The following is an 18219-nucleotide window of genomic DNA, read 5'->3' as shown; positions in this document are numbered from 1 at the left end:
ACGGAGAGATCCGTCCCGGCGGGCCGCCGCCATGCGATCGGGGCGCTTACTTGCCGAAGTAGGCGTGGTAGATCGACACCGACGACGTGTTGCCCTTCTTGTCCGTGACCTTGGCCTTGAAGGAGATCGACTTCCCCTTGGCCGGGTTCTTCACGGAGATCTTGCCGGACGTGACCGTGACCTTCTTCCAGTTCTTGCCGGCGTCATAACTGACGTACACCACAAGAGACTTGAGGTTCTTGCCCGCGGCCGCACCCTGCACCTTCACCGGCACCGAAGCGGTCCGGCCGGCCGTGACCCTGCTGTCCAGGGTGACATGGGGCGTGAACCGCACCGTGGAGGCGGGAAGTTCGGTGAAGTCGCTGGTCTTCTTCGACCGGAACGTCCAGCTCGCGTCGATCCGGGTGGAGACGGCGGAGAGCCTGACGTTGCGCTGCACCGAGGTCGTCACCTTGTAGTCGGCGGCGCCGGACGGCACGGTGAAGGGGACCTCGCCCCCCAGCGGGTCCTTGTTCTCGGCGAGCTTGGTGCCGTTGCGGTACAGGACGGTCTTCACCGAGCTGTACGCGGACCGGCCGATGTTCCCGTTGCCGTCGGCCACGAGCGGCAGGGCGCCGAGGATCTCGTTGCCGTTGCGGAAGAACCCGTACCCCTCGGTGAGCGCGGGGCCGAACACCGCGGTGTTGACCCGCTTCGGGTATGTCTTGCCCGCCTTGAGGGTCTGCGGGTCACCGAGCGAGTAATCCGCCTCGGACAGCGGGAAGCCGTCCTGGTCGAGGCCGCCCTCCTGTTCGAAGTCGAAGTTCCACTTCACCTTGTCGGCGGTGGAGACATAGACGGTGTGGGTCCCGGGGGCCGGCTGGTTCGTCCACGCGGTGATGCCGTCGTACATGCCGGGCAACGTGCCCCAGGCGGCGATCGATCCGGTCTTGCCCCTGGCGGGCGCGCCGAGACCGATCGTGACCTTCGCCAGCTGACCGCTGGTGAACTTCCGGGTGTAGCCGGTCGCCGCCTGCGTCACCGGACCGCCGACCGCCACGTCGTAGCGGGTCGAGGATCCCTTGGTCCAGGTGCCCAGCCAGTGCTGGGAGAGCGAGCCGTCGGTGACCTTCGGGCCGACGTGCGCGCTGCGGAAGCCCTTGTAGGAATCCAGCCACCAGCCGTAGCTGAAGCCGCCGTCCTTGCCGTCGAACTGGAGGTCGGGGGCGGCCAGCAGGGACTTTGTGCCGGTGGCGGGAAGCGTGAAGGTCACCGGCTTCGCCTTGCGGGCGTCGAGCGTCACGGTGAGGTTCTTGGTGGCGTCCAGCTTCGGCTGAGTGATCCAGTCGATGCCCTTGGCGGCATTCTCCGGGTCGACGTAGACGGCCGAGTTCAGCACGTAGCCGCCCTTGGGGACACGGACCTTGGCCGTCCCGTCGGTGCCCGCCGGGTTCAGCCAGACGCCGGCCGCGGTGCCGGAGACGCCGTAGAGGTTGTTGTCGTAGTACGTGGCGGGCTTGCCGTCACGCCCGATGGTCTTGATCGTGAGGTCGTACGACTCGATCTCGCGCTCGACCGCGGCCGCGGTGCGGACGCTCTGGCCGCCGCCGGTGGCGACGACATACGCGGAGTAGGTGCCGTCCGCCGTGCCGCCGAGCTTCGTGTTCACGGTGAGCGGTACGTCGGCCGTGCCGCCCGCGGGGACGGTGACCTGCTCGGCGCCGAGGGTGAAGAAGCCGGCCGGGGCCGGCTTGCCCTTCGGGCCGGTGGCCGTCACCGCGAGGCCGAGGGTGACGTCGGTCGTCCCGAGGTTGCGGTACGTCACCTTCCTGGTGACCGGCGCGTCATCGGTGTGCGGCCACTGCTGCACCCCGAAGCCGACCGAGGCCGGGTCGGCGATGACGGTCTGGGTGATCGCCCTGTCGACGGCGATCCTGCCCGTGCCCTGCTCGAACGGCGTGTACGCGCCCGGCTTGGTGGAGGCCGTCAGCGCGCCCTTCAGCTCGGCGTACTTCCACTCCGGGTGCTCCTGCTTGAGCAGTGCCGCGGCGCCCGCGACATGCGGGGTCGCCATCGACGTGCCGGAGATCGTCAGATAGCCGGGCGGGTTCTGGCCGACCTCCTGGTCGATCTCCGAACCGGGTGCGGCGGCCGCCGTGATGTCCACGCCGGGTGCGGTGACATCGGGCTTGATGCCGCCGTCGCCGATGCGCGGTCCGCGACTGGAGAAGTCCGCCAGCTTGTCGTTGTCGTCGACGGCGCCGACGGTCAGTGCGGCGTCCGCGCTGCCCGGGGAACCGACCGTGCCCGGGCCGTCGCCCTCGTTGCCTGCCGCGATGGCGAACAGGACTCCCTTGTCGGCCGACAGCTTGTTGACCGCTGCTTCGAGCGGGTCGATGTCGGGGGTGTCGAGACCGCCGAGGCTCAGGTTGACGATGTCGGCGCCCTGCGCGACCGCCCACTCCATGCCGGCCAGGATGCCGGAGTCGTCTCCGAAGCCCTCGTCGTCGAGGACCTTGCCCTCGAGCAGCTTGGCGTCCGGTGCGACCCCCTTGAACCTGCCGCCCGACTTGGCGCCCGTACCGGCCGCGATCGAGGACACATGGGTGCCGTGCCCGACCCGGTCCTTGGTGTCGGGCGACGGGGAGAAGTTCTTCGACTCGAGGATCTGGCCCTGGAGGTCGGGGTGGGTGGCGTCCACGCCGGTGTCCAGTACGGCGATCTTGACGCCCTTGCCGGTGTAACCGGCCTTCCAGGCGGTCGGCGCACCGATCTGCGGCACGCTCCTGTCGAGGCTCGCCCGGCGCACCCCGTCCAGCCAGACCCGGTCGATGCCGGCCGCGGTGATGCGCTGGGCGCCCTGGGAGGTCTTGCTGGTGAGCGCCTGCCAGATGTCCGTGGCATCGCTCTTCGGAGTGGTCACCGACTGGGCGTTCAGCGACTTCAGAGTCCGGACGACCCGGGTGGAGCCTGCGTCCCGGACGTCCGCCTTCGCGGCGGCGGCCTGTGCGCCCCGGTAGCCGACGATCAGCTTCAGGCCCTCGCGCTGGGCCCTGCGGTTCTCCGGTCGGTTCAGCTCGGTGACGTCGAACAGCCGGCGGTCCAGCTTTCCGGAGCTGATCAGCCGGTGGGCGTCGGCCGGTATGAGCAGGGTGTGCCCGTCACGTATCTGCCGCTGCACGGGTATCCGCCCGCGTCCCTCGGCGGGCCGGAAGCCCACGACCCGGCCCTTCGCGTCCACCGAGACCCGGTCGCCGGTGATCAGCGTCAACTGATGCCGGGGCACGGACTTGGTTCCGGCGGCCGGACGGGCCGGCTCCGGCTGCGCCATGGCCGGGGTGGTCATCCCGGCTGCGAGCGCCACGGCGGCTGCCGTGGCGATGGTCGAAACCCACGCGTTTCTCACGTGTCTGCGCAACTCTCCCCCTGGAGAATGAGGTGGTCTCTCGGAACCGTTGGTCCGCGCGCCCCGGTGTGGCACCGGTGCTCGCCGGTTCACGTACCTAGAGGGGGAATTGACCGCGCGGGTTCACACGCGTGCTGCTGCTGAACACAGTTGACGGAAATGCATCGATTCGGGGTGGGTGCCCCGCCAGGGATGACGGGACAGCCCTTGGTCCCGACGTACGGATGTGGCGGACAGCAGGTCGGCGCCGGAGAGGAGGAGCCCGGCGGCGCAGCGATGAGTTTCGGCCGCCGGACCGGTCTGTCTGATGTGGAATCCAAGACCCCGATCGTTCTCGTCGTCACCGGCCGCGTCACCCGTGCGGCCGTGCCGGGACTCTGCGCCGAGCTGGAGGCGCTGCTCTTCGAACCCGAGGGCGCCGTCCGCGACGCGGACGCGGGTGTGGACTGCGATGTGGGCGGGGTCGTCCAGGCGGATCTGGCCCTGGTCGAGGCGATAGCGCGGTTGGGGCTCATCGCGCGCCGGGCGGGCGGCAGACGGCTCCGGCTGCGCAATGTGCCGCCCGACCTGCAGCATCTGCTGGACCTGGTGGGGCTGGCCGATGTGGTGGACCTGGGGGAGCAGGGCTGAGAGCCTGTCGGGTGACCTCTGATCGGGCGTGGCCGCCCGATCAGAGGTCACCCGACAGGCTCTGAGGTGCCCGGCCCCGCTCCCCGGCGTCAGTCGGCCCGCGCGCAGTCCACCGCCAGCAGCGGGGCTGCGGAGGCCGTGGAGTGCGGTGTCGGCATCGCTCTCGCTACCACGTGGCCGTCGCAGGCGTCGTGTGAGTGCTCCGGCTGCGGTCCCGGTTCGGCGCCGGAGGCAGGGGGACGGGTCGGGCGGGGCCCCTCGGTGGCGACGGGCTCGCCCAGCCACTGCGTGACCCCCCAGCCGCCGAGCGCCAGCACCACCCAGCCGGCCACCCACACGTGCCGCTGCCGCGGCCGCCGCGTCACGCCGCCCCGGCCTCGAGGTGGTCGGGCAGGCCGAAGAGCGGGAACCAGCGGGGCGTGTCCAGGAAGCAGTGCATGCCGGTGATCGCACCGTCCGAGATGTCGATGACCTGCACCGCCCACGGCACGAATCCCGGACCGTCCGGATTCGGCTTGTACTGTGCGAATGCCGGGGTGCCGTTGGCCACGGTCGCCACCAGGCGGGAACCCTCGCAGCCCGCACCTATGGAGACCATGAAGCCCGTGATGTCGTCGTGCCCCTGGAGCCAGAGGTCGAACGGCGGCATGGTCATCACGGCGTCCTCGTGGAGCAGCGCGGTCAGCGCCGCCATGTCGTAGCCCTCGAACGCCGCGACGTACCGCTCAAGGAGCTTGCGCTGCTTCTCGTCGAGCGGATCAGCGGTGTCGGCGGCCGCGCTCCGACTGTCCGTGAGCGTGGCCCGCGCCCGCTGCAGGGCGCTGTTGACCGAGGCGACCGACGTGTCGAGCAGTTCGGCGACCTCGCTCGCCTTCCACGCCAGCACCTCGCGCAGGATCAGCACGGCACGCTGCTTGGGCGGAAGATGCTGCAGCGCGGCGACGAACGCCAGACGCACCGACTCCCGGGCCACCGCGGCCTCCGCCGGGTCGGCCACCGACGGCAGGATCCGCCCGTCCGGCATCGGCTCCAGCCAGGTGTTCTCCGGGAGCGGGTTGAGCGCGGCCTGGGCGAGCGGTGTCGGGCCCGTCAGGTCGACCGGGCGGGCCCGCTTCTTCCCCGCGTTCAGCATGTCCAGGCAGACGTTGGTGGCGATCCGGTAGAGCCAGGAGCGCAGTGAGGAGCGGCCCTCGAACTTGTCGAAGTTCCGCCAGGCGCGCACCAGCGTGTCCTGTACCGCGTCCTCCGCCTCGAAGGCCGAGCCGAGCATGCGATAGCAGTAACCGGTGAGTTCGACCCGGTGTCCCTCCAGACGGCTGTCGATATCCGCTGGTGCCGTCAGATCACTCATCGCTCCACCCTTGTTGTGCTGTGACGCCGCTCACTTCGGCACTTCGGAAGCTACCGCAGGCCACTGACAACGGGGGTGGGAAGTGCCGAAGCCGCCCGGTCTCCGGTCACGTTCCCGATTCCGGTCACGTTCCGGGCTTGCGCCCGTACACGTACACGTCGTCGCCGTTCTTCAGCAGGTTCCAGTATGTCCTCGCGTCCGCGTCCCGCATGTTGACGCAGCCGTGCGAGCCGGGCGGGTTCCACATCTTCAGATTCACCGAGTGGAACGCCTGCCCGCCGTCGAAGAACTGGGAGTACGGCATCCACACGTGGTACAGCGACGACCAGTGCTTGATGTGCCGCAGGTAGATCTTCTTCGAACCGGTGCGCGTCTCGTAGCCGTTCCGCCCGCTGCGGATCGGCACCGGACCGAACTTCAGCTTCGATCCGTCCTGGATCCAGCTCAGCTGCCGGGTCAGGTCCACACACGCGATGCGCCCCTTGTTCGTGGGGCACTTCCTGTCCTTGTTGGGGTTCTTGCCGGCCGCCTTCTGGGCCGTGAGCGTCTTCATCGTCCGCCAGGTGACCGGTCCCGCGTACCCGATGTCAGGGGTGACCCCGTAGGCGCGCTGGAAGGACTGGATCGCCTTGCAGTCGGCGGCCGACTGCTTGCCGTCGACCGGCCGGTTCAGATAATTCTCGACCTGCTTCTGGTACGGCCCGGTGGATGTGGTGCAGGACGCCGCCTGCGCCGCCGTGCCACCGCCCAGGACGAGCGCCGGCGCCGCCATCAGCCCGGCGACGGACAGCGCGACCGCGCGCCGCGTCCGGACTCCCCGCATGTTCCCTACGACTGCCATGTACGCCAACTCCCCTTCGCGTCGCAGTGCGTTGATTACGCCTCATAGACGCGCGAAGGGGAGTCGGTGGTTGTGCGTATGTATGTCTCAGTTCTGTACTGACGCCACCGGGGCGAGGTACCGCCGCTCGGCGCGGGCGACCCGCGACCCGTACAGCGTGATCGAGACGACTCCGAGGACCGCGAGCAGACCCAGCGTCACCGTGCCTGCCCAGCCGCCGGCGTGGAAGGCGATCGCGCCGAGCGTGCCGCCCGCGCTGGAGCCCAGGTAGTACGCGGACTGGTAGAGCGCCGATGCCTGTGCCCGGCCGGTCGTCGCGGTCCGGCTCACGGACGACGAGGCGACCGCGTGCCCGGCGAAGAAGCCCGCCGTGATCAGGACCAGACCGAGAAGTACGGCGATCAGCTGGTCGGCGAGGGAGAGCAGCAGACCGGCGGCGGTGGTGGAGACGGCCAGGTAGAGCGCGCCCCGGCGGCCGAGCCGGGCGACGAGCCTGCCGGCCGCGGCCGACGACACCGTACCGACGAGGTAGACGAGGAAGATCGAGCCGATGACACCCTGCGGGAGGTGGAACGGCTCCCCGACCAGCCGGTAGCCGATCACCGTGTAGACCGCCCCGAACACCGTCATGAACAGGGCGCCGATCGCGTACAGCCTGCGCAGCAACGGGTCGGCGAGGTGTCCGCCCACCGTCTTCGCCAGGGCCTTCGGGTTCAGCGAACCGGGCGTGAAGTGACGGGCCCTCGGGATCATGAAGTGGAAGACGACCGCGCAGGCCACGGCCAGCAGCCCGACCGCGCCGAGCGCCGCCCGCCAGCCCCACAGCTGGGCGATCCAGCCGGTGAGGATGCGCCCGCTCATGCCGCCGATGCTGTTGCCCGCCACGAACAGTCCGATCGCGGCGACCAACGCCTTCGGCCGCACCTCCTCGGCGAGGTACGCCATCGCGGAGGCGGGAAGGCCGGCGAGGGCCGCGCCCTGGACGGCGCGCAGGGCGATCAGCCAGCCCAGCGAGGGGGCGAAGGGGACGAGAAGCCCGACCAGTACCGCGACCGTCAGCGAGGCGGTCATCATCTGCCGCCGCCCGAACCGCTCGGAGAGCGCGCTCATCGGCAGCACACACAGCGCCAGCGCACCCGTCGCCGCCGAGACCGTCCAGCTGGCCTGTCCGGCCGTGGCGCCGAATCCCGCGGAGACGGCGGGCAGCAGTGCCTGGGTGGAGTAGAGGAGTGCGAACGTCGCGACACCGGCGGCGAAGAGCGCGAAGCTCATCCGGCGGTAGCCGGGCCGGCCGGGCTCCAGCCGGTCAGGGGAGGAAACGGGCGCGACGGGCGATGACGGGGCTGCGGCGTCCAGCGTGAGGGTGGACGCCTTGGTACTGGCAGGAGACATACATCGAAAGTAGATCTCTCTGATTCATGCGTCCAATGCACGAACTTGCGATAATTAATCCTATGGTGCATGAACACAGCTCACAGCCTCGACTGTCACCGAGTAGTTACGAAGAAGACATTCGCGCAGTGCTCGCGCCGCGGCTCGCGTACTTCGAGGCGGTGGCCCGCCACGAGCATGTGACGCGCGCCGCGCACGAGCTCGGCGTCCCGCAGTCCACACTGTCGCGGGCCATGGTCAGGCTGGAACAGGACCTGGGCGTCGCCCTGTTCGCCCGTAAGGGCCGTACCGTCTCGCTCACCCCCGCGGGTCGCACCTTCCTGGGCTCCGCCGAGCGGGCCCTCACCGAGGTGGAGCGGGCCGCGGACTCGGTACGGGCGGATGCCGATCCGACGGCGGGCAAGGTCGCCTTCGGCTTCCTGCACACCATGGGCTCCGAGACCGTCCCCGCCCTGCTCCGCGCCTTCCGTGCCGACCATCCCCGGGTCCGCTTCCAGCTGGTGCAGAACTACGGCGAGGCGATGATCGAACGCCTCCGGGCCGGCGGCCTCGACCTCTGCCTCACCTCCCCCGTCCCGGACGCCCCCGACCTGGTTGCCCGCCGCCTCGACGAGCAGCGGCTGCGTCTGGTCGTCCCGGAGGACCACCGCCTCGCCTCCCGCAGGCGGATCCGCCTGGCGGAGGCGGCGGACGAGGCGTTCGTGACCCTGGAGCCCGGTTACGGCCTGCGGCGGATCACCGACGACCTGTGCGCCGAGGCGGGCTTCACCCCGCGCGTGGCGTTCGAGGGAGAGGAGGCGGAGACCCTGCGCGGCCTGGTCGCGGCGGGCCTGGGTGTCGCCCTGCTGCCGCCCCCGGCGGTGGCCCGCCCGGGCGTGGTCGAACTGACGGTCACGGCCCCCCGCGCGGCCCGCGAGATCGGCGTGGCCTGGCTGGACGGCCACCCGGACACACCCCCGGTGGCGGCGTTCAAGCAGTTCCTGCTGTCGCGCAGAGGGCACCTGCTGCCCGACTGACCCGCGGACGGGGATGCGAGGCCGAGGCGTGTCCGCACACATCGCGAGCCGCCCTCCATCTGCCGGGCACTCTAAGACCCCAGCGACCGCCCGAACCCCGCAGCCAGCGGCATCCGCAGCCCCAGTGGCGGCGGCGCCGCCAGCGCGTCGGCGACCGGTCGTGCGTAGGCCCGGCCGAACAGCGAACCCCGTACGAAGTCCGTGGCCAGCGCCACCACTTCGGACCGGTGCTGGCGCAGCGCGTGACCGTCCGAGTGGACCTCGAAGCGGCAGGTGTCCCGGTTGGCCTTCTTGGCCCGCTCGGCCAGCCGGAACGACAACTCCGGGTCGGACCGGGCGTCGTTCGTGCCGTGGACGAGCAACACCTGGCGGCCCAGCAGGTGCTTCACCGGTTCCGGTTCAGCCGAGGCCTCCCCGGGCAGCCAAGGAGCCATCGCCAGAACGGAGTTGACCGCCGCGTGGCCACCCGCGCGCAGCGCCGCCCGGCCGCCCATGCCGTGCCCGGCCAGACAGACGGGGATGTCGCCGTAGCGTCGTACGACCTCTCCCACCGCCCACTCCGCGTCCGCCGCGAGCTGCGCGTCCGTGGCGTTCCAGCCCCGGCAGCGGTAGTGCACGACATGCGCGGCCAGCCCGTCGTCCTGGCCGGCACGGGCCAGGGTCCGTGCGAGCGGCAGCTGCAGTGCGTACGACAGGGAGGAAGGGCGGCGGTGCGAGTGGGCCTCGCCGTCCGGGAGCAGCAGGACCACTCCGCTGACCGCAGGTTGTGCTCCGGCCGTCTTCACGGCCCGTCCCAGCCTCGGAGCAGGCAGGGGAAGTGCGCGCTGTCCCATGACAGAACAGTGTCAGAAGGAGAGGTGTACTCCACCCGTATTCGCGGTCACTGTTACGCATCGGCGCGCGGCGCTCTACGCGCGTAGGCGCTAGAGTGCCCAGATGATGAGCCCGACCCTGCACGTGCCCGGCACCGACCAGATCCGACGCGCCCCCAAGGTGCTGCTCCACGACCACCTCGACGGCGGTCTGCGCCCCGGCACGATCGTCGACCTGGCCCGTGACGCGGGCTACGAAGCCCTTCCCGAGACCGAGCCGGACAAGCTCGGCATCTGGTTCCGCGAGGCGGCCGACTCCGGCTCGCTGGAGCGTTACCTGGAGACGTTCGCCCACACCTGTGCCGTCATGCAGACCCGGGACGCCCTGTTCCGGGTGGCCGCCGAGTGCGCCGAGGACCTGGCCGCGGACGGTGTCGTGTACGCGGAGGTGCGGTACGCCCCCGAGCAGCACCTGGAATCCGGGCTGACCCTCGAAGAGGTCGTCGAGGCGGTCAACGAGGGCTTCCGCGAGGGTGAGCGCCGGGCCCGTCAGGACGGCAACCGGATCAGGGTGGGCGCCCTGCTCACCGCGATGCGGCACGCCGCCCGCGCCCTGGAGATCGCCGAACTCGCCAACCGCTACCGGGACCTGGGTGTCGTCGGCTTCGACATCGCGGGCGCCGAGGCGGGCTACCCGCCCACCCGCCACCTCGACGCCTTCGAGTACCTCAAGCGCGAGAACAACCACTTCACCATCCACGCGGGCGAGGCCTTCGGTCTGCCGTCGATCTGGCAGGCGCTCCAGTGGTGCGGCGCCGACCGCCTCGGCCACGGCGTCCGCATCATCGACGACATCGAGGTCGCCGAGGACGGCAGCGTGACGCTCGGCCGACTCGCCTCGTACGTACGGGACAAGCGCATCCCCCTGGAGATGTGCCCGACATCCAACCTTCAGACCGGTGCCGCCGCCTCATACGCCGACCACCCCATCGGGCTGCTGCGGAGGCTCCATTTCCGCCTCACCGTGAATACGGACAACCGGCTGATGAGCGGTACGAGCATGAGCCGGGAATTCGAGCGGCTGACCGAGACCTTCGGATACACGCTCGACGACATGCAGTGGTTCACAGTCAATGCGATGAAATCAGCGTTCATTCCTTTCGATGAACGTCTTGCGATGATCAATGACGTGATCAAGCCCGGATATGCCGAGCTGAAGTCCGAGTGGCTCTTCGAGCAGACCGCTGCGACCAGCGGCTCTTCGTCCCCCGCGGGCTGATTCACGCTCTGTGCCGAGTGGCCGGGACGATCAAATCCCGGCCGTTCGGCGTGTCCGGCATGTTTGCGGGACCGGTCGTGGGCTGACTAGTTTGCAGAGCCGCTCACATCCCCTTCCCCAAGGATGAATTCCACATGAAGCAGTCTGCTGCCAGGACTCTCGGTGTCGCCGCTCTCGGCGCCGCTTTCGCCGCTGCCGCCGCCGGTACCGCCTCGGCGTCCGCGCTGCCCGTCGACGCCGCGTCCGCCCTGCCCGTCGCCGGCTCCGCGCTGGGTACCGCGACCCAGAGCCTGCCGGTCCAGGACACGGCCACCAAGCTCCTCGGCAGCGGTCAGACGAAAGTCGTCCACGACGCCACCTCACCGCTGGGGGGCCTGCTCGGCGGACTGCCCGCCGGCGGCGTGAAGGCCAACGGTCTGTCGACCAACGGTCTCCCGCTCGGCGGCTGACCCCCCGCACCCACGCACGTGGGGCGGACACCCGGTCCGGGTGTCCGCCCCACGTGCGCGTCCAGGGGGATGTCCGGCCATGATCCGCCGGACGGCCCCCCTACCAGGCGGTCGCCGCCGACGACTTCTCGGCCGGCAGCAGCAGCCACAGCGCCAGGTAGAGCAGGAACTGCGGGCCGGGCAGCAGGCAAGAGACCAGGAAGATCACGCGCATGGTCCCGGCGGACGTGCCGAAGCGCCGTGCCAGCGCTGCGCACACTCCGCCGATCATGCGTCCGTCACGGGGGCGGGCAAGTGCGGCCATGGTGGGCTCCTTCGCGAACCGTCTGCTGGGGAGCAGCTCCGTCGTGCTCCCGATGTCTCCATAGTGGCTCCGCGAACGGGGGCAAAGCGTCGCTCTACGGTGCGATACCGACCCTGGAAATCGTCGGGGTCGACCCCTGAGAGGTCTCCTCCCTGGGGCGGGGAATCGCCCCCCGCACCCGCTGCTCCTGCTTCCGGCGGCGCAGCCGCTTCCGGAACACCGGCACCACCAGCAGATGGGCCAGCGCCACCCCGACCGTGTTCAGCAGCAGCGAGTCGACATCGACGACCTGCCCCGGCACCCCGGTCTGCGCCAGCTCGATGGTCAGCGAGATCAGCGACCCGGCGGCGACCGTACGCGCCAGCGAGGCCCACGGGGAGACGAAGAGCCGGCCCCCGGCCATCGGCAGCAGCACCCCCAGCGGTGCCAGCAACAACAGTCCCCCACCGATCCGGTGCGCCGCCGCGGCCGGGCCGAGGGACAGGTCCGCCCTGATGCCGGCGAGCGGTTGAAGATTCGCCGCTGTCACCCACGGGACGTCCAGCGGGCGCAGAGTCAGCCACCCGACCAGCAGCAGATGCGCGAGGAGGAGGAACCCCCCGGCCGCGCGGAAGCGGATGACGGCCTGGCCGTCCGAACCTTGACCCACGCCTCCCAGGACGCCCCCACCGGCGGGATCGGTTCCGCCCCCGCCCCGGAAACCCGGGCGGGGGTGGCGCGACAGGCGGGGGAGGCCGTCAGGGCAGCTCGAGCGCGCCGAGCGTCGGCACGGACTCCGGCCGGGCCTTCGTCTCCGAGGTGCACAGATAGCCGCGCGGTGCGTAGTTCCCGGGGCCGCCGAGCATCACCGTGCCGTCCGTGGCGAGCGACTCGCTCTCCGCGTAGGTGCACACGATCTGCGCCAGCGCCTGCGACGGCAGGTCCTCCGGCTGCTCGCTGAGCCGCAGCGCGGTCGCCGGATCGCCCCGACGCGCCTCGCTGATCCGGAGCGTCGTCGGCACGGTTGTGGAGAAGCCGGCCTGGCGCTCGTCGTCGGCCGGTTCCCGCTGCAGCTCGTCGAGGAGCGCCTGCGCCACCCGGACCCGGTCCGACTTCGCGTCGTGGACCTGCACCGCGCGGTCCACCGTGACCAGTTGCGAGGCGCAGACCAAATAGACCTGGACCGGGATGCCCTTCAACGCCTCTGTGCTGACGTCCTCCGCGGACATCGAACACGGCACCCGCGACGGCGCGGCCCCGGCGTCGACCGGCACCGAGGTGGTCCTGATCCCGCACCCGGCGGCCAGCACGGCACAGACGACGGCGCCGGCCAGCGCCCCGGCCGAGCGACGCGCCCGGTGCGTACCACGGTTGCTGCGCATCACGTCGCGCCGCCCTCCTCGTCCTGGACCTCCGCGTCGTGATCCTGCGCGGTGCGGGTGAGCTGTTCGGCATCGCGTGGCAGCCGCAGGACGAACACCGCGCCGTCGCCGTCCGGCGAGTTCGCCGCGGTGATGTCACCGCCGTGGATGTGCGCGTTCTCCATGGCGATCGACAGACCCAGCCCGCTGCCCTCCGAACGCGGCCTGGACGCACTGGCCTTGTAGAAACGGTCGAACACGTGGGGCAGGACGTCCTCGGGAATGCCGGGGCCGTGGTCGCGCACCTCGATGACGAGTTCGTCGCCATCGGTCCGTACCGCGACCCGTACCGGCGAACCGCCGTGCTTCAGCGCGTTGCCGATCAGATTGGCCAGGATCACATCGAGCCGGCGCGGATCGAGGCGGACCATCATGCCGCGCTCGGCGTCCAGATCCACCGCGTCCAGCCAGGCCCGGGCGTCGATACAGGCGGTGACCTGGTCGGCGACATCGACCGTGTCGAGGACGAGCCGGGCGGTACCCGCGTCGAAGCGGGTGACCTCCATCAGGTTCTCCACCAGGTCGTTGAGCCGCCGGGTCTCGCTGACCACCAGGTGCACGGCGGGCGCGATCATCGGGTCGAGGCTGTCGGCCTCGTCCTCCAGCACCTCGGCGACCGCGGTGATCGCGGTGAGCGGGGTCCGCAGTTCGTGCGACATGTCGGCGACGAACCGGCGGCTGGACTCCTCCCGCGCGCTCATGTCCGCGACCTTCTTCTCCAGCGAACTCGCGGCCTTGTTGAACGTGCGGGAGAGATCGGCGAGTTCATCGGTGCCGGACACCACCAGGCGGGTGTCGAGTTTCCCCTCGCCCAGCTTGCGCGCCGCGTCACCGAGCCGCTGCACCGGCCGCAGCACCGTCGTCGCGGCGGCCTGCGCCAGCAGCGCGGAGCCGACCAGGGCGAGAGCCGTGGCGATCCCCAGCGACCACGCAAGGGAGTTGAGGTCCTGCCGTTCCTGGTCGAGCGACTTCAGCATGTAGCCGGTCGGACCACCACCGATGATCTTCGTGCCGGCCACCAGGTACGGCGTACCGCGGATCGAGGTCCGCTGCCAGAACAGGTGGTACGCGTACTTGTTGCCCGCCTCCACCGGCTGCTTCCGGTTGACCTGCCGCTGCAGCGAGAGCGGTACGTTGTCGAGCGTGAACGTGTCCAGATCGGAGTTGCCCACGATCGGCTTGCCGCCGTCACGCTTGTCGACGAGCAGCACGCTGTAGCCGGGGCTGCTGCTCGCCATCTGCACGGCGGTGTTCTGCAGGTCGTCCTTGGTCGGCCGCAGCGGCAGCGAAGCCGCCCGGTTCTGCATCTCCTGCCGGAAGTCCCCGAGCGCCGCATCCTGCGTCCGCGTCAGGACGGCCTCGCGGTTGAGCCAGTACGCGATTCCCGAGGCCGACACCGCGGCGGTCAGCGCCACCAGTGCGAACACGACGACGAGCCGCAGCCGCAGACTGGTCCAGCGAAGTCCGGCGAGCAGACTGCGTTTGGCGGCAGCACTCACTGAGGCGAGTCCAGCCGGTAGCCCACGCCGCGCACGGTACGGATCAGGGTCGGCGAGGACGGCACGTCCTCGACCTTGGCCCGCAACCGCTGCACACAGGCGTCGACCAGCCGGGAATCACCGAGATAGTCGTGCTCCCAGACCAGCCGCAGCAACTGCTGGCGCGACAGGGCCTGCCCGGGACGACGGCTCAGTTCGAGCAGGAGCCGCAGCTCGGTCGGCGTGAGCTGCAGGTCCTCCCCGTTCTTCGTCACAGTCATCGCGGAACGGTCGATGACGACGCTCCCGAACGTCGCCGAGTCCGTGGACTCGCGCTCGCCGCGGCGCAGCACCGCGCGGATCCGGGCGTCGAGCACCCGGCCCTGCACGGGTTTCACCACATAGTCGTCGGCGCCGGACTCCAGTCCGACCACGACGTCGATGTCGTCGCTGCGCGCGGTCAGCAGAATGATCGGCAGCTGGTCGGTGCGCCGGATACGGCGGCACACCTCGAAACCGTCGATGCCGGGCAGCATCACATCCAGCACGATCAGGTCCGGCCGCTGCTCGCGCAGCAGTTTCAGGCCGTCCTCTCCCGTCGCCGCGGTGGCCACACGGTGGCCCTGGCGCGACAGCGAGAGTTCGAGGGCCGTGCGGATGGCGTCGTCGTCCTCGATCAGCAACAGGAAAGGCACGGAGGTCATTCTGGCCCATGGTGGAGCTTCAGTTCGACACTTGAAGCGCTCTCATACATCCGGCGCACCGATGGGAGGGCCCTGTGACAGGTCTGTGACAGTCGGCGGACAGCGTCATGAAACAGCCCGGGCAAGCTCATTGGCACAAGGAACGGACGGATTCCACCGACGGGGGGGCGCGAGATGAACGCACTGCACAGCGCGACCACAAGCGCAGTTGTCACGCGTCTCCACGACGTCGGCAGGGGCACCGAGAAGTCCGGCGCAGGAGGGGGCGCCTCCCTGCTCGAGCGGAGCCGAGAGCTCGGGGCAGGGCGGGGGTGCGTTCGTGGCGTCGGGCGTCAGCACACGTCCTGTATGACGGTGGTCGACGCAACCGGGGGAGCCGGCGGGGGAGCCGCGTACGGGGAGGTCACGGGGGAGCGGACGTCCCGGACGGAGAGCTCGGACGCCGAAGCGGCGTTCACGGCCTACGTCCAGGAGCGCCGCGCCTCCCTGTACGCAACCGCCTACCACCTGACCGGTGACCGGTTCGAGGCCGAGGACCTGCTGCAGAGCGCCCTCTTCTCCACCTACCGGGCGTGGGACCGGATCAGTGACAAGGCGGCGGTCGGCGGATACTTGCGCCGCACCATGACCAATCTGCACATCAGTGCGTGGCGCCGACGCAAGTTGAACGAATACCCGACCGAGGAACTGCCGGAGACGGTGGGCGACACGGACGCGATGCGCGGTACGGAACTGCGTGCCGTGCTCTGGCAGGCGCTGGCGCGGCTGCCGGAACTCCAGCGCACGATGCTGGTCCTGCGGTACTACGAGGGGCGCACGGACCCGGAGATCGCGTCGATACTCGACATCAGTGTCGGCACGGTGAAGTCGAGCATCTGGCGGTCGCTGCGGCGGCTGCGCGAGGACGAGGTGCTGAGCTTCGGCCGTGACGAGGAGGAGTCCTTCGGCGAGCTGGTGGCCTGAAGGCAGCGGGGGATCCGGGGGCTGCTGCTTCGGGGGAAGCGGCGGGCTTACGGGGGCACGCAGCGGGGTCGGATGGGCCGGGGGGTCCTGTCCGGCCCTGCGGTGCGTCCGGGACAGTGCGGGTGCGGGGAGGCAGGGGGTCTCGCGGGGCTCTGCCCCGGACCCCGCTCCTCAATCGCGCGACGGCCTCGGATCCGGGGTTCTGCCCCGGGAGCCCGGGACGACCAGGCCCGATTCGTAGGCCGTCACCACCGCCTGGGTGCGGTCGCGCAGGGCCAGTTTGGCCAGGATTCGGCTGACGTGTGTTTTCACCGTCTCCTCCGTGATCAGCAGGCGCGTCGCGACCTCCGGGTTGGACAGGCCCTCCGCCACCAGGCGCAGGACCTCGGTCTCCCGGCGGGTGAGTGCTGCGAGCACCGCCGCGGGTACGGGGTCCGGCGTGCGGTGCTGGGTGGCGAATTCGCTGATCAGGCGGCGGGTGACCGTCGGAGCCAGCAGGGCCTGGCCGGCCGCGATGACGCGCACCGCGTCGAAGAGCCGCTCCGCGGTGACGTCCTTGAGCAGGAAGCCGCTGGCTCCGGCGCGCAGCGCGTCGTACACGTACTCGTCCAGGTCGAACGTGGTCAGGATGAGGATGCGGGGGCCGTCCGGGCCCGACGCGGCCAGTTGTCTCGTCGCTTCGATGCCGTTCGTGCCCGGCATCCGTACGTCCATGAGGACCACGTCGGGCCGGAGACCGGCGCACGTCCGTACCGCCTCGGCGCCGTCGCACGCCGTGCCGACGACGGTGAAGTCCGGCTGCGTGTCCAGCAGGGCGGCGAAGCCCGTGCGGACGACCTGGTGGTCGTCGGCGACGACGATCCGTACGGCGGGCTGTGGCTCGGTGCTCATCCGGTGGTCTCCGCGTGGGTCGGCAGTACGGTCTCGACGAGGAAGCCGCCGCCGGGCGCGGGGCCGGTGCGCAGTTCGCCGCCGACCGCGGCGGCACGCTCGCGCATGCCGGACAGTCCGTGGCCGCCCGCGGGCGGCGCGGGCGGCGGGCCCGGGCCGTTGTCGCGGATGCGCAGGGCGAGGGTGCCGGCGGTGTAGTGCAGTTCCACGTCGACGGCGGCGCCCGGTGCGTGCCGCCGGGCGTTGGTGAGGGCTTCCTGGACGATGCGGTATGCGGCGAGCTCGACGCCCGGGTCGAGCGCCGCCTGCCGGCCGCGGACGATGAGGCGGGTGCCCGTCCCGGACGCGTCCCGGGCCTCGTCGAGCAGGTCGACCAGTTGTCGCAGGCCCGGCTGCGGCTGCCGGTCGGCCGTATCGGACCCGGTGTCCTCGCGCAGGACGCCGAGCAGCCGGCGCATCTCGGTCAGCGCCGCCCGCGCGGTGTCGCCGATCGACGACAGCCGCTGCGCACCGGCGGCGGGCATCCCGGGGGTGGTCAGCCGGGCCGTCTCCGCCTGGACGGCGATCATGGATATGTGATGGGCGACGACGTCGTGCAACTCGCGGGCGATCCGGGCGCGTTCGCCGCGTGCCGTGTGTTCGAGCAGGGTGCTGGTCATCGCCCGGTGCGCGGCGCTGTGGGTGAGTGCCTCGTCGCGAGCCCGGCGGGCGATGCCCGCCCACGCCGCGACCGGGGCGAGCGAGGCCAGCAGCACGGTGAGGACGCCGGTTTCGGAGTGCGCCGGGGCGATCCGGGCGAGGGCGAGCGGCAGGAACGGCATGGCGAGGAGCGCCGCCGACCGCGGTGAGCCCGCACGGCCCAGCCGGTGCAGGACGATCAGCTGGGCGCAGAGCCCCGCGACGGTCAGCGAGCGGAACGGGGCCAGCGACAGCACGGTTGCCGCAGTGACCGACGCGGCGGCCGCGGCAGGACTCAAAAACGCCGAGGGCAGCGTGGTGGCCAGCGCGAGCAGGCCGATGAGCAGGCCGAACCGGACCGTCACGCCGCTGTCCGCCGTCCGCGCGAACGACTGGGTCACCGCGAGCAGCGCCAGGACCGCCCCGGCCACGGCAGGCGTACGGGGGCCGGCGCCGATGCGCCGCCCCCGCTCGGCCCGTCCGTTCCACCGGTGCTCGTCCACGTCCGTCATTCTTGCCGCAGGTGACGCACCCCGGCATCCCTCTCATGAGGGACCCGTGGCACCGGACATCCCTCGTGTCAGGGAGGGCAGAAGTCGCTGTCCGGCGTGACGACCGCGGGGCACCGGGCTGCCTAGCCTGCCGG

Annotated in this window: 18 protein-coding genes; 5 read left to right on the top strand and 13 right to left on the bottom strand. The window is 70.7% G+C overall.

The window, feature by feature from the left end; genetic code table 11:
- Window positions 1-46: 46 nt before the first annotated feature.
- Window positions 47-3325, bottom strand: coding sequence for a S8 family peptidase (locus tag OG972_RS16415; RefSeq protein ID WP_266990532.1), 3279 nt, complete (start codon window positions 3323-3325; stop codon window positions 47-49).
- Between the two features lie 336 nt (window positions 3326-3661).
- Here OG972_RS16415 and OG972_RS16410 point away from each other — a divergent pair, with 336 nt between their 5' ends.
- Complete coding sequence (locus tag OG972_RS16410; protein ID WP_266990531.1) at window positions 3662-4015, top strand: STAS domain-containing protein; 354 nt, start codon at window positions 3662-3664, stop codon at window positions 4013-4015.
- Between the two features lie 89 nt (window positions 4016-4104).
- Here the strand turns inward: OG972_RS16410 and OG972_RS16405 are convergent, their stop codons facing one another.
- The 4 genes from OG972_RS16405 to OG972_RS16390 form a co-directional block, all read right to left on the bottom strand.
- The gene (locus OG972_RS16405) at window positions 4105-4380 is read right to left on the bottom strand and encodes a hypothetical protein (protein WP_266982286.1); all 276 of its coding nucleotides are present in this window, start codon (window positions 4378-4380) and stop codon (window positions 4105-4107) included.
- Window positions 4377-5366: a sigma-70 family RNA polymerase sigma factor gene (locus OG972_RS16400; RefSeq protein ID WP_266982284.1), complete on the bottom strand. Its 990-nt coding sequence runs from the start codon at window positions 5364-5366 to the stop codon at window positions 4377-4379. The genes OG972_RS16405 and OG972_RS16400 overlap by 4 nt, the downstream gene beginning before the upstream one ends.
- A 124-nt stretch (window positions 5367-5490) precedes the next feature.
- A complete protein-coding gene (locus tag OG972_RS16395; RefSeq protein WP_266982282.1) occupies window positions 5491-6207 on the bottom strand; it encodes a L,D-transpeptidase in 717 nt (238 codons plus the stop codon).
- Between the two features lie 87 nt (window positions 6208-6294).
- Window positions 6295-7599: an MFS transporter gene (locus tag OG972_RS16390; protein WP_266982280.1), complete on the bottom strand. Its 1305-nt coding sequence runs from the start codon at window positions 7597-7599 to the stop codon at window positions 6295-6297.
- A 62-nt stretch (window positions 7600-7661) separates the two neighbouring features.
- Here OG972_RS16390 and OG972_RS16385 point away from each other — a divergent pair, with 62 nt between their 5' ends.
- Window positions 7662-8615 carry a LysR family transcriptional regulator gene (locus OG972_RS16385; protein WP_266982278.1) on the top strand — a complete coding sequence of 318 codons (954 nt, stop codon included), beginning with the start codon at window positions 7662-7664 and terminating at the stop codon, window positions 8613-8615.
- A gap of 71 nt (window positions 8616-8686) precedes the next feature.
- Here OG972_RS16385 and OG972_RS16380 read toward each other — a convergent pair whose 3' ends face one another.
- The gene (locus OG972_RS16380; RefSeq protein ID WP_266990529.1) at window positions 8687-9364 is read right to left on the bottom strand and encodes an alpha/beta hydrolase; all 678 of its coding nucleotides are present in this window, start codon (window positions 9362-9364) and stop codon (window positions 8687-8689) included.
- Between the two features lie 187 nt (window positions 9365-9551).
- On the opposite strand from OG972_RS16380, the gene OG972_RS16375 reads away from it, so the two are divergent.
- Complete coding sequence (locus OG972_RS16375; RefSeq protein WP_266982276.1) at window positions 9552-10706, top strand: adenosine deaminase; 1155 nt, start codon at window positions 9552-9554, stop codon at window positions 10704-10706.
- Between the two features lie 134 nt (window positions 10707-10840).
- Window positions 10841-11155, top strand: coding sequence for a hypothetical protein (locus OG972_RS16370; protein WP_266982274.1), 315 nt, complete (start codon window positions 10841-10843; stop codon window positions 11153-11155).
- Window positions 11156-11255: 100 nt separating this feature from the next.
- Here the strand turns inward: OG972_RS16370 and OG972_RS16365 are convergent, their stop codons facing one another.
- From OG972_RS16365 to afsQ1, 5 genes are all read right to left on the bottom strand, one after another.
- Window positions 11256-11459 (bottom strand): PspC domain-containing protein, encoded by a 204-nt coding sequence (locus OG972_RS16365; RefSeq protein WP_037688377.1) that lies wholly within the window; start codon window positions 11457-11459, stop codon window positions 11256-11258.
- A gap of 94 nt (window positions 11460-11553) precedes the next feature.
- Entirely contained in the window at window positions 11554-12108 is a 555-nt protein-coding gene (locus OG972_RS16360) for a VanZ family protein (RefSeq protein WP_266982271.1), read from the bottom strand.
- Between the two features lie 88 nt (window positions 12109-12196).
- On the bottom strand, window positions 12197-12820 hold the full coding sequence (locus OG972_RS16355; protein ID WP_266982269.1) for a hypothetical protein: 624 nt from the start codon (window positions 12818-12820) through the stop codon (window positions 12197-12199).
- A complete protein-coding gene (locus OG972_RS16350) occupies window positions 12820-14358 on the bottom strand; it encodes a HAMP domain-containing sensor histidine kinase (protein WP_266982267.1) in 1539 nt (512 codons plus the stop codon). The genes OG972_RS16355 and OG972_RS16350 overlap by 1 nt, the downstream gene beginning before the upstream one ends.
- Window positions 14355-15032: a two-component system response regulator AfsQ1 gene (gene afsQ1 / locus OG972_RS16345; RefSeq protein WP_208857454.1), complete on the bottom strand. Its 678-nt coding sequence runs from the start codon at window positions 15030-15032 to the stop codon at window positions 14355-14357. The genes OG972_RS16350 and afsQ1 overlap by 4 nt, the downstream gene beginning before the upstream one ends.
- A gap of 183 nt (window positions 15033-15215) precedes the next feature.
- Between afsQ1 and OG972_RS16340 the strand changes: the two genes are divergently transcribed.
- A complete protein-coding gene (locus OG972_RS16340) occupies window positions 15216-16004 on the top strand; it encodes a SigE family RNA polymerase sigma factor (RefSeq protein WP_266982265.1) in 789 nt (262 codons plus the stop codon).
- Between the two features lie 171 nt (window positions 16005-16175).
- On the opposite strand, the gene OG972_RS16335 is transcribed toward OG972_RS16340, so the two are convergent.
- Window positions 16176-16895 carry a response regulator transcription factor gene (locus tag OG972_RS16335; protein ID WP_266982263.1) on the bottom strand — a complete coding sequence of 240 codons (720 nt, stop codon included), beginning with the start codon at window positions 16893-16895 and terminating at the stop codon, window positions 16176-16178.
- Window positions 16892-18076 carry a sensor histidine kinase gene (locus tag OG972_RS16330; RefSeq protein ID WP_266982261.1) on the bottom strand — a complete coding sequence of 395 codons (1185 nt, stop codon included), beginning with the start codon at window positions 18074-18076 and terminating at the stop codon, window positions 16892-16894. The genes OG972_RS16335 and OG972_RS16330 overlap by 4 nt, the downstream gene beginning before the upstream one ends.
- Between the last annotated feature and the right edge of the window lie 143 nt (window positions 18077-18219).

Origin of the sequence: Streptomyces sp. NBC_01669, assembly GCF_026339735.1 — a bacterium.
GTDB classification, from domain to species: domain Bacteria; phylum Actinomycetota; class Actinomycetes; order Streptomycetales; family Streptomycetaceae; genus Streptomyces; species Streptomyces yanii.
This window is presented reverse-complemented; position numbering and strand designations above follow the sequence as displayed.

What these genes read in the sequence shown, in the direction of transcription:
- OG972_RS16355 (WP_266982269.1), bottom strand. Translation starts at nt 12,820, where the DNA reads ATGCGCAGCAACCGTGGTACGCACCGGGCGCGTCGCTCGGCCGGGGCG.
- OG972_RS16400 (WP_266982284.1), bottom strand. Translation starts at nt 5,366, where the DNA reads ATGAGTGATCTGACGGCACCAGCGGATATCGACAGCCGTCTGGAGGGA.
- OG972_RS16335 (WP_266982263.1), bottom strand. Translation starts at nt 16,895, where the DNA reads ATGAGCACCGAGCCACAGCCCGCCGTACGGATCGTCGTCGCCGACGAC.
- OG972_RS16375 (WP_266982276.1), top strand. Translation starts at nt 9,552, where the DNA reads ATGATGAGCCCGACCCTGCACGTGCCCGGCACCGACCAGATCCGACGC.
- OG972_RS16385 (WP_266982278.1), top strand. Translation starts at nt 7,662, where the DNA reads ATGGTGCATGAACACAGCTCACAGCCTCGACTGTCACCGAGTAGTTAC.
- OG972_RS16340 (WP_266982265.1), top strand. Translation starts at nt 15,216, where the DNA reads ATGAACGCACTGCACAGCGCGACCACAAGCGCAGTTGTCACGCGTCTC.
- OG972_RS16415 (WP_266990532.1), bottom strand. Translation starts at nt 3,325, where the DNA reads ATGACCACCCCGGCCATGGCGCAGCCGGAGCCGGCCCGTCCGGCCGCC.
- OG972_RS16395 (WP_266982282.1), bottom strand. Translation starts at nt 6,207, where the DNA reads ATGGCAGTCGTAGGGAACATGCGGGGAGTCCGGACGCGGCGCGCGGTC.
- OG972_RS16370 (WP_266982274.1), top strand. Translation starts at nt 10,841, where the DNA reads ATGAAGCAGTCTGCTGCCAGGACTCTCGGTGTCGCCGCTCTCGGCGCC.
- OG972_RS16410 (WP_266990531.1), top strand. Translation starts at nt 3,662, where the DNA reads ATGAGTTTCGGCCGCCGGACCGGTCTGTCTGATGTGGAATCCAAGACC.
- OG972_RS16365 (WP_037688377.1), bottom strand. Translation starts at nt 11,459, where the DNA reads ATGGCCGCACTTGCCCGCCCCCGTGACGGACGCATGATCGGCGGAGTG.
- OG972_RS16390 (WP_266982280.1), bottom strand. Translation starts at nt 7,599, where the DNA reads ATGTCTCCTGCCAGTACCAAGGCGTCCACCCTCACGCTGGACGCCGCA.